Here is a 14464-nt window from a genome sequence, read left to right as displayed (position 1 = left end):
GCGTCGTTTCTTTCATGCCGTGTTGTGTGGCGGGGTGGCGATATGCGGCCGACAGGGACCCCAGCGTCGTGCAGAGCACCATGGCCTTCAGGCCAGGCCGAGCGTGCCGAGTTGTCTTCCATCCCATCCCGGTATGCCTGGTGGATGATGCCCTTCTTGCCAAGGCAGATGCCGCGTGGCAGCTTCCGGCTCGACTCCTGGACGGTGAGCTGCTTGTGCATCAGCCGCCGGTAGGTGTCGTCGGCAGGGTCGACGACGGCCGTGCGGCGTTGGCGTAGCGCACGGCGAGTGCGGCGAACGCAGTGGCCAGTTGGGGTGGGCCGATGACTTGGATGTCGGTGTCGAAGCGGCCGATGGCGGCGGCGAGACCGGTCCATGACCAGGAGCCGAGGGTGAGGCGGAAGCGGTCGGGGCCGGGTTCTTCGACGATTCCGTCGTGCGCGAAGGGGACCACGGCCTGGGCGGGGAGGTTGAGGATGACTTCGCCGTGGCAGGGCCAGTCGGCGGTGGAGCCGTCAGTTCCCCGGAATCGGCCGGTGATGAACGCGGCCACGTCATCGGCGGCGAGATCGCGTGGGGTGAAGCGTGGGCCGGTGGGGGTGCGGGGGCGTATGCGGTCGACGCGGAAGGTGCGCCAGTCGTCACGGTCGAGGTCCCAGGTGATCAGGTACCAGTGGCCGGGCCAGGTGACGAGGTGGTGGGGCTGTGTCCGGCGGGTTTGCTCGACGGGGCCGGTGGCATCGTGCCCGTAGTCGAAGCGCAGCTCCTCGCGGGCGTGGACGACACGGCTCAACTCCGCGAGGAGCTGCTTGCCGATCCTGGAGGCGTTTGGGCGAACTCATTGTCGCCGCCCTCATCCCGATGGCCCAGCTTCCCCCACGCGGTCTGTGGGAGACGACAGCCGGCGTGCGGAATCTGCCCCTGACCAGCTGGCTCGGACGAGACATCGTCCCGCTGCCCGACGACGCCGACGATCCTGTCGGACAGCAACTGGGTGCGCCGCTACCTCGCCGCATGCGGGCCCGCCGCCGCGGCGGACATCCGCGCCTGGAGCGGTCTGGCCGGGCTCCCCGCCGCGGTCAAAGCCATCAGGGACGAGCTGGTCACCTTCCGCGACGAACGCGGCCGAGAACTCCTCGACCTGCCCGACGCACCACGCCCGGCCCCGGACACACCCGCCCCCGTCCGGTTGCTCCCGGCATTCGACAACGCGATCCTCGGCCACCACGACCGCGGCCGCATCATCGACGACGCCCATCTCGGCCTGTCCGTCGCAGGCCAACGCGCCGTGCTCGTCGACGGACGCGTCGCCGCCACCTGGACCATGCATGACCAGCAACTCCGCATCACGCCACTGCAGCCTTTCTCCCCCCAGGAGCAGGAAGCGGTCGAAGAAGGGCATACGCCCTGACCACCTTCCTGGATCAGGGCATCGACCATGTAGAGATCACAGTTACCGCGGCACTGTCCGACCTGCGGCAGCAGCGGTGAGGCGCCAAGGCGCTGTGGAGTTCAGCCGCCTCACGCTCGGCAGGCGTACGACAGGTACATCGAGGTCGGCGCCGCGCTCTACCGAAGCGGGCCGTGTCCGCACCCGCCCCAGCAGCGGACGCGAAGGTGACGAGGGCGCGGTCGAAGACGGTGATCTCGCCCGGGGCCGCGAAGTCCGAGGTGAGGGCGGTCCGGTCAGCCGGACGTGCCGGCCGGGGTCCAGAACGTCGATGCGCCACCGCCCGCCCTCGTGGCCGCCCACACCCTACGTGCAATGCACACATCACACCGACCGTCGGCCTCCCCGGCCCGTGGTCACGTGGCCGGTCAGCCCTTCCCAGTTGCCGGAGCCGATGGCGGCTTTCTCCGCCTCAGTGAACCGTGCCTGCTCGAGGAACGAGCGCGCGACACCACCACTGGTGTCGAGGTACGGGAAGCCGCCGGGCCGGGTCCCGAAGGTGTACGGGTAGTCGGTCGAGTACAACATGCGGTCGGTCCCGACCACCTCGGCCGTCCACCGGAGGTAGCGCTCGCTGACCGTGCCGCTGCCCGCCACCCAGAAGTTCTGCCGGAAGTAGTCGGCCAGGGGCCGCTCCAGCTTCGCCATGTCCTGCAGGACGCCGATGTGGTCGAGGTAGAAGAGAACGACCTCGCCCCAGTGGCCGGCGATGACCTGGAGTCCGGGGTGGCGGTCGAAGACGCCGGAGAAGATCATTCGCAGATACTGCACGCCGAGGTCGTAGTACCAGCCCAGTCCGGCGGTCGCGAGCGCGCGTCCGACTCCGCCTGGCAGACCTGAGTAGTACGCCTCCTGGACCGCCGGCACGGGGGTCTGCGGGTGGAAGTGCAGCGGCACCCGCAGGCGCTCGGCGGTGGCGTAGAGGTCGTCGAACTCCGGCGCGTCGGCCGGCTTGTCGCCGGTGCGCCCGTAGAGCATCGCACCGCGGAAGCCGAGGTGCGTGACGGCGCGCTCCAGTTCCGCCGCCGCGGCTTCCGGCGAGGGTGTCGGGATGGCCGCGAACGCCTGGAACCGCTGCGCGTTGGCATCGACGATCTCGGCGAGCGCGTTGTTGGCCTCACCCGCGACGTGCACGGCGTCCTTGGCCGCGAGGTTCTGCACGCCGGGTGAGGCCAGGGACAGCACCGCGACGTCCAGGCCCTGGTCGTCCATATCGGCCAGGCGGCGCTCGCCTACGTCGCGCAGTCGCTGGGCGAACGGCTCGTCGCCGTATCCGAGTTGCGGAATCCGGGGTACTCCCGCTCGCGCCCAGGCATCGAGTAGGACCGGCAGGGCCACGTGTTCCTCGAGTCCTACGATGCGCAGCTTCTCGGGCATGTCACTCTCCTCGCGTCAGCCGTTGTTTCCATTGATATCTCAGGAACGCTATCACGGGAAACATCAGTGATACGGGCTCGGTGATATCGTTGATTCATGCATGAGGGGTCCAAGGTCGGCGACACACCAGCCACCGAGTCGGAGGGCGGGGTGGGCACTCGCGAGCCGGTCCGGCGGCGGGTGGTCGACGCCGCGGCTGACCTGCTCGCGCGCGAAGGGCGCGACGCGGTCACCACCCGCGCGGTGGCGGCGGCGGCCGGAGTGCAGGCGCCGACGATCTACCGGCTGTTCGGCGACAAGGACGGCCTGCTCGAGGCGGTGGCGGAACACGGCTACGCCACCTTCCTTGCGGCCAAGCAACCGCTCCGCGAGGAACTGGACCCGGTCGCGGACCTGTGCGCGGGCTGGAACCTCAGCGTCGAGTTCGGACTCGCCAACCCCGCGCTGTACGTACTGATGTACGGCGAACCCAAACGCGGCACGACATCGGCCGCCTTCCAGGCCGGCATGCAGATCCTGATGGGGCGCATCCGCCGCCTCGCCGCCGGCGGCTGGCTACGCGTCGACGAGAAGCTCGCTGCCGCCCTCATTCACGCCACCGCGCGCGGCGCCGTGCTGACCTGGCTCTCTCTGCCCGAGGACGAGCGCGACCCGGCTCTGCTCATCGCCATGCGCGAGTCGATGGTCGCCGCCGTCACCCACCAGCAGCCTGCCGTGCAAGTCGCAGGTCCGGCCGAAGCGGCCCGGACCCTGCGCGCTTTGCTGCCCGAGCAGACGGCGCTGAGCGGCGCAGAGCAACTCCTCCTGGGCGAGTGGCTCGACCGCCTGTCATCGGATGGTTAGACGTCAACTGGTCCGTCGGCCAGGATGCTTGCGGTCGGCGCACAGTCTTGGCCGGGTCACGGGTCCAGCTGCGGATGGCCTGCCCGCTCCAACGGGCAGGGGATACAACACCTATGTACTCATTTGCGTGGGGCCAGGTCCGTTGTTCTCCCGAGTCGGCACCAAGGCACCGAGGACGATGCTGGCGTCCCGCAGGTCTTCAGGGAGATGAGCCGCCGGCCCCACGCCGTCCACCACGCCCGGCTTTTGGAGTCGGCTCCAGCTAAGGCCGAACTCCCGGCTCAGCTGGGCGCCCTTTACGAGGGCGAGCGGGAACAGCATGTGCGCATCCAGCGGACTCTCGCCCTGGCAGACCGCCTGCAGGTGGCAGATCAGCGCATCGCGGACGCGTGAGTTCGGGTGGTAGCGCGGCCTCCTGAGAATCGGGCTATGTCCCGGGCTCAGCAGACCCTGCTCGACAAGGGCGTTGCGGTGCAGCGCGAACGCCGCGTGGGAGCGTCGTCGGACCCACCGGTGAACAGGCACGGGCTTCTGGGCAGGGGTGCGCTCGCCTTCGAGTTCCATCACCAACTCGTCGCCACAGGCAAGACCTGTGGGACCCGTGTGCAGCAGTTCGATCCTGCTGTTCAGGTGGTAGACGTCGAGACCGAACACCCTGGACTTCTTCCGCGGCGGGGTGAGCAGCGTTCGGCGGAGCGCGAGTCACCGAGTTCGGCCATCGCACACCCCGTCGCCGTCTGCCAGAAGCGACAGGTGGCGTGTGCTCGATATATCGATCACCAGACCCCACCGTTTCCTGGCAGTGTGGACACGGGACTCTACGGGCCGTGCGAATCCCACGACAGCGTCAGTGAACTGACCCTGCATCGCGTCATGGACCAGGTCACCGTCCCTGGAATGGTGACAATCCGGCAGTCCGGGAAACGTCCGGCCATCTCTTTGATCCGAGGTCCTGCGGAACCAGGTCGTCCCACGTGCGTTCGACGGAGTACCGGAGCGGGTCGCTCGACCGGTGGCTGCGCAGGTCGACCGCGTACATGGTTGTCGCCGCCAGTCGAACCTGCTCAGCATGGTGCGGGACGGTCGGCCCCCAACGCTCGTCGCGTGGCGGCGGCGAGGACCGTGAGAGCGTCCGGGGCGGCGTGGGCAGTGCGCCAGGCAATCACGTGGTCGGGGCGGACCAGCAGTGCGCCGTGGTCGCCGATGCCGCAGGTGTCGGTGGGGCGTGCCGTTGCAGGGGCGATCCGACGGGGCAGGAGTGCCGTGTCGAGGAAGGCGCGGTGCGGATCCAGCTCGCGTGCGGCTCTGGTCCAGGGGCGTCCTTCGGGGCCGGCGAGCATCAGGTAGCGGCCGGCGCGGACCAGGTCGAGCGTGGAGCGGGGCCCGTCCTTGCCGGGGAGGAGCACGTGCGGCAGCCGGGTGCCGGGCTCGCCGTGCCAGCGGTCCGGTTCGTCGGCCGTCGGCAGGCCGGCGACCGTGGCGGCGCCGGGTATGGGGTAGCGGTAGCCGATGGCCACTGCCGCCTCGCTGAGCAGTGGGCGGTCCTCGATCGGGACCTGGGCGCGGTCGCGGGCGCGCAGTAGCGCCTGTTCCACGGTGATCCGGCCCACTGCGCGGCGCTCGGGTTCGTAGTCCTCCAGAAGCCTCGGGTCGGCGTGGCCGCGCAGGACCGAGACCAGTTTGGTGGTGAGGTTCCATGCGTCCTGGATGCCGGTGTTGGCGCCGAATCCGCCGGTCGGCGGGGTGACGTGGACCGCGTCGCCGAGCAGGAAGATCCGGCCGACACGATAGGAGTCGGCCAGCCAGCCGCCCATCTGCCAGGGCCGGTGTCCCGTGAGCGTGAAGTGCGATGGCGGCAGGCCGAGCGCGCGAGAGACGATGCCGCGGCAGCGCTGGTCGTCGAACGTGGCTGGATCCGTGGTTTCGGGGTAGGCCACCGACACCGTCCCGCGGTCCTGTGCCGTGTTCCAGCTCAGGAACGCGTGCTCGGGCGGGCCGGTAAAGGCCAGGGCGAGCCGGCGGCCGTCGAGCACTTGGCGCAGGTCGGCTTCGAAACCGATCTCCATGATGTGCGCGACCGCCTCGGTGCCGCTGCGGCCGATGCCCAGGCCCTCGCGGATGGCGCTGCCGTTTCCGTCCGCGGCCAGCAGGTAGTCGGCAGACACGGTGTAGGTGGCACCGTCGACGCCGCGGATCACCGCCACGACGTGGTCGTCGTGACGGCGCAGTTCGAGAAGTCGGTGGCCAAGGCGCAGGTCGGCGCCGGCAGCACGGGCGTGCGCGCGGACGACCTCCTCCAGATCGGCCTGTTTGACGAAGGCGCTGGGGCAGGGGGAGACGCTGCTGAAGTCCTGTGCGGCCGGCAGCCGCCAGCGCCGCAACTCCGGGCCATTGAGTGAGGCGACCGCCGCGGCGTGGTCGGCCGGCGGGAGCCGGTTCTGGATGGCGTACACGTCCCGGTCGGCGCCGACCGAGCGGTATGCCTCCATCGTGCGCGGATAGAACAGCTTGGCGCGCAGCCTGGTCGAGACAGCGGAGTGCTTCTCGACCAGGACAGGGGTGATGCCCCGGGCCGCGAGAAACAGCGCGGCCGAAGCCCCGACAATGCTGCCGCCCACGATCAGGACCGGGACACGGGCGGCCAGCGGTGGAGCGGCAGTGGCCGAAGCAGTCTTGGTGCCGACTCCGGTGGCCGGAACGGTGGAACCGGGCAGAGACATCGGAACCCCCAAAAGAAACAGAACAGGTCTGTTCCATTATTTCCTCAGGGCGGCACCCAAACGCAACAGGGTTGTATCGTTACCGGGGTGACCACGGAACTCCCCAGCCGCCGCGGGGGCCGCCAGCGTGACCCTGCCACCGACACGGCCATCATCGACGCGGTCCTCGACATGGTGGCCGCCGGCGCCACCCTCACCGGCCTGTCGCTGGTGACCATCGCCAAGCAGGCCGGCGTCTCGCGCAACAGCGTCTACCGGCGCTGGAAGACCAAGGACGAGCTCTATCTTGACGTGCTTGAGACGATCAACAAACGGCGGCCCTCGCCGACCGGCGCAGACACCCGCGGCGACCTCGCACTCCTGCTGCAGGCTCTGGCCGAGCGCGTCGCCGACAAACGAGCCAGCAGCATGCTGCGCGCCCTCAACGCCGAGGCCGCAACCTTCCCCAGGCTGCACAGTCGCTACTTCGAGGAGATCGTCACCCCCCGCCGGGAAGCCATGAACCGTGTCCTACGACGCGGCGTAGAACGAGGAGAGATCCGCCCCGACGTCGACCCCGACCTGATCTCCGACCTGCTCGTCTCCCCCCTCCTCGCCCGCATGGCATCGGGCAGCACCGACCAGCTCGACCCGGAACAGGCAAGCCGGCGGATCATCGACCTCGTCCTCGACGGTGCGGCGCCCGCACCGAACTGACGGAAAATCAAGCGAACTGGGACACAGCCCCGACGCGCCGAAACGACCCCCAAGCCAGGGCCCGTGACGCCGCCATCGGCGCCAGCCACACCGAGTTGCCTTGAACGCAGGGTTCGTGGTCTCGGAAAAGGGCTCCCCTGACACGAAGCTGAGCCCGCCGTCCTCCTCCGCGGCGATGTTGTCGACGGTAACCCACTGCTGGACGATGAGTTTGCGCGTGACTGTCCTGCCGGTAGGGGGGATGGTGCGCCCACGCTGACCGCATCTGCCCCTGAAACGGAGCCCCCACGCCGGTCTCGACATCCCGGCCCATCTTTCGTCGAGAGCCTCCAGCCCCCAGCCCGGAGGGCACCCAAGTCAAGGCCGTTCAAACGCTGATCCTCGCCGACCGACATGAGCTTGAAGAGCCTCAATGGGTGAACGTTCTCCGTGGGCACCCACTCAGCCTTCTGCCAAATGCGCAGCCAGTCTCTCGTGGTGGGGCTGTCCCCCCTCACTTCTCGGGGGCGTGCACCGTCGCGGTCGTCTCTGCGGACGACGAGGCTTGGGACGTCGAAATCTTTCGACACATCGAGGTCGCCGACGGTCGGCCTCAACCTCCTCCTCCACTCTCGCGGAAGGAACCCCCATGCCCAGTCCCACCGCACGGCGTCGGCGACGACGGCACGCGACGCTCGCCCTGGCCTCCATCGCAGTCGCCGCCTGTGGCCTCACCGCCTGCGACGCAGCCACTGCAAAGAACGCGCAACCGGCTACAACCGTGTCCCGAACCAGTGCAACGGCGTCCTCGGCGTCCCCGACGGCAACGACCGTCGCCCAGCCCTCACTGCACATGATCACCAACCACGGTCACAAGCTGGCGTTCTACGTGACGCCTGGCCATGGCCCGGCCATCGTCCTCGACGCCGGCGGAGGCCTCGACGCGTCGTACTGGAAGAAGATCGTGCCCGTCCTCGCGAAGCAGACCGGGTCCGAGATCATCACCTACGACCGCACCGGGGAAGGCAGGAGCAGCGACGTACCCGGGCCATGGAGGGCACAGAACGCCGCCTCCGACCTCACGGCCGGCCTGACGCAGCTGGGAGTCACCAAGAACGTGGTCCTGGTCTCCCACTCCCTCGCCGGGGAGATCGCGACATACTTCGTCAGGCAGCACCCGCGCTGGATCAACGGCGCCGTCCTCGTGGACGCCAGCCTCCCCGAGTTCTACACCGACGGCGAGACCGCCAAACTGGTTGCCGCGAACGAGCAGCAGATCGTAGCGCTCAAGAAGCACCCGCAGACCCGGGCGACCCGCCAGCTCCTCGCCGAGGCCGACCACTACGGGCCCGTACACCGCGCCTACCACAAGCTGTCCTGGCCCCAGAGCGTGCCCGCCACCGCGATCGTGTCCGCCAAGACTCCCTTCCCCACACCCGTCGACGCCCAACTGTGGCGACAAGCCCAGCAGGAGTTCGTCAGCGCAGAACCCAACCGCCGCCTGGTCGTGGCGGATCGCAGCTCTCACGACATCCCGATCGACCGGCCCGACGTCGTCATCAAGACGATCGAGGACATGGCGAACCGGGTCCGCTAGGCAGGCGCACAGGTGATCAGGGCCGACGGCGCTGTGCGCAAGGCCCTGGCGAGGTGGTGGGCGGCGCGAAGTACCGCGGAGAAACCTCATGGCCCGCATCAACCAGGCGTCTTCGTTTGGATCAGCCGCTCGTCGTTCCGGCCTCAGCCCAGTCGCAGCGTCCGGTCCCGGAACAGCGGCTCGATCCGCGTCCACTGCACGTCACGCAAGGTCAGGTTCATCTCAGCCCGCAGCAGAGACGGAGAACGCCGTCCACGCTAGGAAGCTCGTGCGTCGTGCTTCTCGCGGTTAGCGATGACTTGGCCCATGTGGGTCTGCGCCCACTGTCTGAGCTCGCGTGTCAGATGGTGAAGTGAGAGGCCGAGGTCGGTCAGCTCGTAGGTGACGGTGACGGGGACCGTGGGTGTCGCGGTGCGGGTGAGCAAGCCGTCGCGTTCGAGGGCTCGTAGGGTCTGGGTCAGCATCTTCTGGCTGACGCCGGCCAATAGCCGGGCGAGTTCGGAGAAGCGCATCGCCGTCGGGGCGTGCGATGCGCCGGGCTGTTCGGACGCGTCACCGCCCAGTGCGCACAGGATCAGGACGACCCACTTGTCTGAGATCCGGTCGAGGAGCTGACGGCTGGGGCACACCGCCAGAAACGCGTTGTACTCCGCCTTCTTGTCGGCCTTCGTCGTCGCCATTGATCCCGCCTCGCACCCTCTGGGTTAGTTAGGCACTTCAGAGTGCCTACTTCCCGATGGGAAGTTTGTCTCCAATGCTGGTTCAAGGGGGCCGGAGACACCACCCCTCGCAATAAGTGAAAGGCATCACGATGAACACGCCCTCCACACCTCTTCCCGGCGGAACCTGGACGCTCGGTGACTCGACCGTCACCCGATTCGGCTATGGCGCGATGCAGCTCGCCGGACCGTGGGTCATGGGGCCGCCCGCTGACCACGACGGCGCCCTGGCCGTCCTGCGCGAGGCAGTCAGCCTCGGGATCACCCACATCGACACCAGCGACGCCTACGGACCACGCATCACGAATGAGCTGATCCGCGAAGCGCTGCACCCCTACCCGGAGTCTCTGTTCATCGCCACCAAGGTGGGCGCGACCCGCGACGCGCAGGGCGGCTGGCCCACGGCCCGGCGCCCCGAAGACCTGCGCAAGCAGGTCCACGAGAACCTCGAATCCCTCGGCGTCGAGGCGCTTGACCTGGTCAACATGCGTATGGGCGACACTGAGGGCCCCCAGCCCGGCTCGATCACCGAAGCATTCGAAACGCTCGTCGACCTCCAGCGAGAGGGCTTGATCCGTCACCTCGGCGTCAGCAACGTCACCGCGGAGCAGATTGCCGAGGCACGCGGCATCGCCCCGATCGTGTGCGTGCAGAACATGTACAACCTCGCCCACCGCCACGACGACGACCTCGTGGACCACCTCGCCGCCGACGGCATCGCCTACGTGCCGTTCTTCCCCCTGGGAGGCTTCACGCCGCTGCAGTCCGAAGCCCTCTCGCAGGTCGCGAGCCGGCTGGAGGCGACGCCGATGTCAGTCGCGCTGGCCTGGCTGATGCAACGCTCGCCGAACATCCTGCTCATCCCTGGTACCTCGTCAACCGCCCACCTGCGCGAGAACATTGCAGGCGCCGGGCTCTCCCTCTCCGACGAGGACGTGGCTGAACTGGACAGCATCGGCCACTGAACAACACACAGGTCGTCGACCGAACCAAGCGGTTTCACTCGGCTCATCGGGCGCAGCAGGTGGATTTTGCTGGTCAGTCCGCCCCGTGAGCGCCCCAGTGCCTCCCGCCCATCCGCTTCCACACGCGCACCGCCCCCTTTTGCGGGTAGTCGCGTGGCGGCCGACGCCGGGCCCCAGCCGCATGCTGATGTGCCCGGCAGGAGGTGGAGTCGATGTTCACGGCCCATTCGCGCCTGCGCTGCGCTCTCTCCGCTTCTACCGCCTTGGGCCAGTGCCCCGTCGGGATCGGCGGCGTCGGCCTCGATCTGTAACTCGGCCAGGATCTGCCGCCACGTTGCATCCGCCGACCAGCGGCGATGCCGTTCATAGACGGTCTGCCAGGGGCCGTACCGCTCAGGCAGGTCCGGCCAGGGCACCCCGTACCGGCCCGGAACAGCACTCCATTGAGCACCTTGCGGTGATCGGACCACTGCCCGCCAGGCTTGCCGTTCGCGGGCAGTAACGGCTCGAACTTCTGCCACTGCCCGTCCGTGAGCTCGTGTCGCCGCACCATGACACGCACCTGCCCAGCCCAAGAGCTGATCCACCCAGCCCAGCAAGAGCCATCAGAAACGGCCTAGCCGGCAAGCAGTGGACGGAGGTGACGGCCGCCATCGGCCTGCGTCCGGCCACCGGTGCGGAAGGGATTTAATGCCTTAGTTGCACGAGGCCATCGTTCTTCCGCGGTCGCGGCTCGGCACGAGATGAGCACCGAGGCCGTGGCCGCCCTTGAGTCGCGGCGCGCCTCTTCCGACTCGCGGTGGAAGACGCCTCAGCAGGTTCGGCACCCGTCGAGCGGCTGGTCGCGGCACAGCCTCTCAGCGTCGCGCGCGAGCGCTGGACGGCTCGACGAGGCGATCGTCCAAGAGACGGGTGCCGGCCTGTTTGACGTACTTCAGCACGGGTGAGACCTCCATGCTCTGCAGTCCGGTCAGGGACCCGATGCGTTCCGAGGTGAACTCGAACAGTTCGTCGAGGTCCCGGGTGTGTGCGACGGCATGGACGTTCCAGGGCCCGGAGATGGCTGCGGCGAAGGCGATCTCGGGTTCCTGCGCGAGTGTGCGTCCCGCGCTCTTCACCGCCGACGGGTGCACGCGAAGCCAGAGGTGAGCGCGAGCGTGATAGCCCAGGGCTGCTGCGGCGATCTCGACGTCGATGTGGACGACGCGATGCTGGAGCAGAGCCTCAAGGCGCCGCGAGGCGCGTCCCGGAGTGAGGTCTGCGGCTGTGGCGAGATCGACGAGACTGGCGCGGCCATCGGCGGCGAGCGTATCGAGCAACTTCTCGTCCTCGGGGGTGAGGCGCAGTGGCTCGCGGGTGACGACCGGAGACTCGGTGAAAGGGGGCCCGCCGCTCCCCAACGCTGCTTCCTCCCGAGGGGACAGTGTGCCCTGCAGGGCGGACCAGTAGTGGCCGCGACCTCCGAGGAACTGCCGGAGCATGGCGACGGCGTTGATGTCGATCACCGCCGCGGTGCGGGGAAGCCGCTGCACCAGGAGGTCCTCGCGTTGTTCCCGCGTCCGGGATTGCGTCGCGCAGGTGACCTCACAGCCCGCCGCACCCAGGGCTACCCAGTTGATGTCGTCACGCTTGGCGAGCGCGTCGGCGATCGCCGCGACACTGCCGGGACGGCAGCGCAGCCGCACCAGCCACCTGCTCTGCCCCAGGGCACCCGGGTTCACCACGCCGGCCACGCGTATGACGCCGTCGGCGCGGAGCCGGCGATACCGGCGGTTGACGGCGCTCTCGGTCAGACCGAGGGCGGTCGCGATGGCGGCGAACGAAGCCCGCGGAGCGATCTGCAACGCACGAATGATTCGCACATCGTCGGGCTGAATCGAAGCGGATTCCGTCATGAGCGCCCTTGCCATGTCGCCAATCCTACAAACGAGCCCTCGTAGCTCGCCTGCGATGCGGCGCGGACGAAACACTTGAACCGCACGGGTTGAAGGGCCGCGGCAGCGGGCACCGCGCTGTGCCGATCCCGGGGCCTCGACCGATGCCCGAACGGAGTCCAACGCTCGAAGAACGGAGATGACGCTGCATGTCATCGACCTCCACCGAACAACACCCACCGACCGCTCTCATCGTCGGGGCCTCGCGCGGCCTCGGTCACGCGATGGCGGCGGAGTTCCTCGGCAGGGGCTGGAACGTCGTCGGCACCGCTCGCGACACCACTGCCCGAACGCCGCTGCACGACCTCGCGGACCGCGCCGACGGGAGGGTGACCATCGAGCATCTCGACATCAACGACCCCGGCCACCTGCCCCCGCTGCACGAACGTCTGGCGCACCGCCGACTCGACGTGCTCTTCGTCAACGCGGGCACGACCAACAATGAGCAGACGCCCATCGGCGGGGTTGCGACGGCCGACTTCATCGACGTGATGGTCACCAACGCGCTGAGCCCCATGCGCGTCATCGAAGCCCTCGAAGACCTGGTGTCCCCGGCGGGACTCATCGGGGCGATGTCCTCCGGACAGGGCAGCATCACGAACAACGCGACGGGAGGCCGCGAGGTCTACCGGGGGAGCAAAGCAGCCCTGAACATGTTCCTGCGGAGCTTCGCGGCCCGGCAGGGGGAGACGCGGCGCGCCTTCGTGCTCATGGCGCCGGGCTGGATACGCACCGCCCTGGGCGGTCCGGATGCGCCATACACCATCGAGGAGACCGTCCCCTTGCTGGTGGACGTCCTGCTCTCCCGACTGGGCACGCCCGGCCTGGCCTATCTGGACCGCTTCGGCCAGACCGTCCCCTGGTGATCCCTGCGGCCCACCCCAGCGCTCACCGCTCGCCACCGGCCGGCTTGGAGCGGCCTCAAGGAGGAGATCGTGCCGATCATCGCCATCGAAGAACACTGGAGCATGCCGGATCTGACGGCGGCCCTCCACACCCTGCCGCACCCGGATGAAAGTCTCGTTTTCGGGGAAATGGACGACAACCAGGAGCGCTTGGAGGACCTGGAGGCGGGCCGGATCGCGGCGATGAACGCGCAGGGTATCGACGTGTCGATCCTCGCCCTGACACCGCCGGGAACCCAGCCGCTGCCACCCGGAGAAGCCCTGGCGCTGAGTCGCGCCGCGAACGACGTGGCCGCGGCGGCCGTCGCCCGAAACCCTGCCCGTCTTCGCTCGATGTCCACCTTGCCCATGTCCTCACCGAAGGACGTCCCAGCCGAGCTTGAACGCGCCGCGAGTATGGGGCACGTGGGAACCATGGTGTACGGCCGAGCAGGGGAACTGTTTCTCGACGATCCCGTCTACGACGATTTTTTCGGCGTGGCCTCGGAACTTGGTCAGCCCGTGTTCATTCATCCCCAACTGCCATCGCGAGCTGTCCGTGACGCCTCATACCGAGGATTCGACCCCATGACGGAACTCGCCGTGGCCACTTTCGGCTGGGGATGGCACCTGGATGCCGCAACAGCAGCCTTGCGGCTGATCCTCCGAGGTACTTTCGACCGTCATCCCGACCTTCAGATCGTGCTCGGCCATTGGGGAGAGACGTTGCTTTTCTGGCTCGATCGGGCCGACAGCATCTCCCGGACCGCTGGCCTGCAGCGCTCCGTGTCCGACTGCGTCCGATCGAATTTCCACATCACCGCCTCCGGCATGCTCAACCCGGCTCACCTGCATCATGCTCTGTCGGTGACCTCGGTCGACCGTTTGATGTTCGCCACGGACTACCCCTTCCAACGGCCGACCAAAGAGGAAATTGGTTCTTTCTTGGGTCACTTCTCCTCCGAGACAGAGCGCCAACAGTTCTCTTCCGGAAACGCTGCATCCTTGTTCGGTATCGGCCTGTAGACCGGGATCTTTCATCATCGGCGGCCCTTCTACGGCTCGGCCTGGTGTGACGACTCCCGACCGCGCTTTCCGAGCGGGGCCTCGTCCTCGCCCAGACGGGCGTCGTCAGCACTTTCGTCGACGCCTTCGTGAGGCCCGGCCGGTCCTGAGTTCCACGCCCCGCTTCCATGTGCCGGCCCCAGCGGGCAGGCACATGGAAGCGGCATCGGGACAACAGGTACCGCCTCGGTGCGGGGTTGACGAGGCCCGGTTGTCTGTTACGGTCATTGACGGA

Annotated in this window: 11 protein-coding genes and 5 pseudogenes; 7 read left to right on the top strand and 9 right to left on the bottom strand. The window is 68.2% G+C overall.

Going from position 1 to position 14464, the window contains the following annotated elements; translation table 11 throughout:
• Nucleotides 1–64: 64 nt before the first annotated feature.
• Nucleotides 65–323 (bottom strand): annotated as a pseudogene (locus tag ACWDEN_RS28520) (Tn3 family transposase); the annotation flags it as partial.
• Nucleotides 221–829, bottom strand: a pseudogene (locus ACWDEN_RS28515) (helix-turn-helix transcriptional regulator); the annotation flags it as partial. The pseudogenes ACWDEN_RS28515 and ACWDEN_RS28520, both read right to left, overlap by 103 nt.
• Here ACWDEN_RS28515 and ACWDEN_RS28510 point away from each other — a divergent pair.
• Nucleotides 823–1491, top strand: a pseudogene (locus tag ACWDEN_RS28510) (DNA glycosylase AlkZ-like family protein); the annotation flags it as partial. The pseudogenes ACWDEN_RS28515 and ACWDEN_RS28510 overlap by 7 nt on opposite strands.
• A 283-nt stretch (nucleotides 1492–1774) precedes the next feature.
• Here ACWDEN_RS28510 and ACWDEN_RS28505 read toward each other — a convergent pair.
• Nucleotides 1775–2827: an amidohydrolase family protein gene (locus tag ACWDEN_RS28505; RefSeq protein ID WP_351602207.1), complete on the bottom strand. Its 1053-nt coding sequence runs from the start codon at nucleotides 2825–2827 to the stop codon at nucleotides 1775–1777.
• Nucleotides 2828–2923: 96 nt separating this feature from the next.
• Between ACWDEN_RS28505 and ACWDEN_RS28500 the strand changes: the two genes are divergently transcribed.
• On the top strand, nucleotides 2924–3670 hold the full coding sequence (locus tag ACWDEN_RS28500) for a TetR/AcrR family transcriptional regulator (protein ID WP_450860558.1): 747 nt from the start codon (nucleotides 2924–2926) through the stop codon (nucleotides 3668–3670).
• A 111-nt stretch (nucleotides 3671–3781) separates the two neighbouring features.
• Here ACWDEN_RS28500 and ACWDEN_RS28495 read toward each other — a convergent pair whose 3' ends face one another.
• Nucleotides 3782–4324 (bottom strand): GPP34 family phosphoprotein, encoded by a 543-nt coding sequence (locus tag ACWDEN_RS28495; RefSeq protein WP_450860557.1) that lies wholly within the window; start codon nucleotides 4322–4324, stop codon nucleotides 3782–3784.
• Between the two features lie 410 nt (nucleotides 4325–4734).
• Complete coding sequence (locus tag ACWDEN_RS28490) at nucleotides 4735–6390, bottom strand: FAD-dependent monooxygenase (RefSeq protein ID WP_450860555.1); 1656 nt, start codon at nucleotides 6388–6390, stop codon at nucleotides 4735–4737.
• 87 nt (nucleotides 6391–6477) lie between these two features.
• Here ACWDEN_RS28490 and ACWDEN_RS28485 point away from each other — a divergent pair, with 87 nt between their 5' ends.
• Both ACWDEN_RS28485 and ACWDEN_RS28480 read left to right on the top strand, forming a co-directional pair.
• Nucleotides 6478–7086, top strand: a complete 609-nt coding sequence (locus ACWDEN_RS28485; RefSeq protein WP_351602200.1) for a TetR/AcrR family transcriptional regulator C-terminal ligand-binding domain-containing protein — start codon at nucleotides 6478–6480, stop codon at nucleotides 7084–7086.
• A gap of 760 nt (nucleotides 7087–7846) precedes the next feature.
• A complete protein-coding gene (locus tag ACWDEN_RS28480; RefSeq protein WP_450860553.1) occupies nucleotides 7847–8662 on the top strand; it encodes an alpha/beta fold hydrolase in 816 nt (271 codons plus the stop codon).
• 257 nt (nucleotides 8663–8919) lie between these two features.
• Here the strand turns inward: ACWDEN_RS28480 and ACWDEN_RS28475 are convergent, their stop codons facing one another.
• Complete coding sequence (locus tag ACWDEN_RS28475; protein WP_450860551.1) at nucleotides 8920–9342, bottom strand: winged helix-turn-helix transcriptional regulator; 423 nt, start codon at nucleotides 9340–9342, stop codon at nucleotides 8920–8922.
• Between the two features lie 131 nt (nucleotides 9343–9473).
• Here ACWDEN_RS28475 and ACWDEN_RS28470 point away from each other — a divergent pair, with 131 nt between their 5' ends.
• Nucleotides 9474–10346, top strand: coding sequence for an aldo/keto reductase family oxidoreductase (locus tag ACWDEN_RS28470; protein ID WP_450860549.1), 873 nt, complete (start codon nucleotides 9474–9476; stop codon nucleotides 10344–10346).
• Between the two features lie 56 nt (nucleotides 10347–10402).
• Here ACWDEN_RS28470 and ACWDEN_RS28465 read toward each other — a convergent pair.
• The 3 genes and pseudogenes from ACWDEN_RS28465 to ACWDEN_RS28455 all read right to left on the bottom strand — a co-directional run.
• Nucleotides 10403–10560 (bottom strand): annotated as a pseudogene (locus ACWDEN_RS28465) (IS5/IS1182 family transposase); the annotation flags it as partial.
• Between the two features lie 118 nt (nucleotides 10561–10678).
• Nucleotides 10679–10899, bottom strand: a pseudogene (locus ACWDEN_RS28460) (transposase); the annotation flags it as partial.
• Between the two features lie 304 nt (nucleotides 10900–11203).
• The gene (locus tag ACWDEN_RS28455) at nucleotides 11204–12256 is read right to left on the bottom strand and encodes an Lrp/AsnC family transcriptional regulator (RefSeq protein WP_351602191.1); all 1053 of its coding nucleotides are present in this window, start codon (nucleotides 12254–12256) and stop codon (nucleotides 11204–11206) included.
• Between the two features lie 173 nt (nucleotides 12257–12429).
• Here ACWDEN_RS28455 and ACWDEN_RS28450 point away from each other — a divergent pair, with 173 nt between their 5' ends.
• Together ACWDEN_RS28450 and ACWDEN_RS28445 are read left to right on the top strand one after the other, a co-directional pair.
• Nucleotides 12430–13146 (top strand): SDR family NAD(P)-dependent oxidoreductase, encoded by a 717-nt coding sequence (locus tag ACWDEN_RS28450; protein WP_351602188.1) that lies wholly within the window; start codon nucleotides 12430–12432, stop codon nucleotides 13144–13146.
• Nucleotides 13147–13215: 69 nt separating this feature from the next.
• Complete coding sequence (locus ACWDEN_RS28445) at nucleotides 13216–14190, top strand: amidohydrolase family protein (protein WP_450860547.1); 975 nt, start codon at nucleotides 13216–13218, stop codon at nucleotides 14188–14190.
• Nucleotides 14191–14464: the final 274 nt, after the last annotated feature.

The sequence above is a fragment of the Streptomyces sp. NPDC001153 genome, from assembly GCF_053598315.1.
This window is presented reverse-complemented; position numbering and strand designations above follow the sequence as displayed.

Excerpts from the sequence above, each read along its gene's own strand:
- ACWDEN_RS28470 (WP_450860549.1), top strand. The coding sequence starts at position 9,474 with ATGAACACGCCCTCCACACCTCTTCCCGGCGGAACCTGGACGCTCGGT.
- ACWDEN_RS28455 (WP_351602191.1), bottom strand. The coding sequence starts at position 12,256 with ATGGCAAGGGCGCTCATGACGGAATCCGCTTCGATTCAGCCCGACGAT.
- ACWDEN_RS28475 (WP_450860551.1), bottom strand. The coding sequence starts at position 9,342 with ATGGCGACGACGAAGGCCGACAAGAAGGCGGAGTACAACGCGTTTCTG.
- ACWDEN_RS28490 (WP_450860555.1), bottom strand. The coding sequence starts at position 6,390 with ATGTCTCTGCCCGGTTCCACCGTTCCGGCCACCGGAGTCGGCACCAAG.
- ACWDEN_RS28505 (WP_351602207.1), bottom strand. The coding sequence starts at position 2,827 with ATGCCCGAGAAGCTGCGCATCGTAGGACTCGAGGAACACGTGGCCCTG.
- ACWDEN_RS28450 (WP_351602188.1), top strand. The coding sequence starts at position 12,430 with ATGTCATCGACCTCCACCGAACAACACCCACCGACCGCTCTCATCGTC.
- ACWDEN_RS28500 (WP_450860558.1), top strand. The coding sequence starts at position 2,924 with ATGCATGAGGGGTCCAAGGTCGGCGACACACCAGCCACCGAGTCGGAG.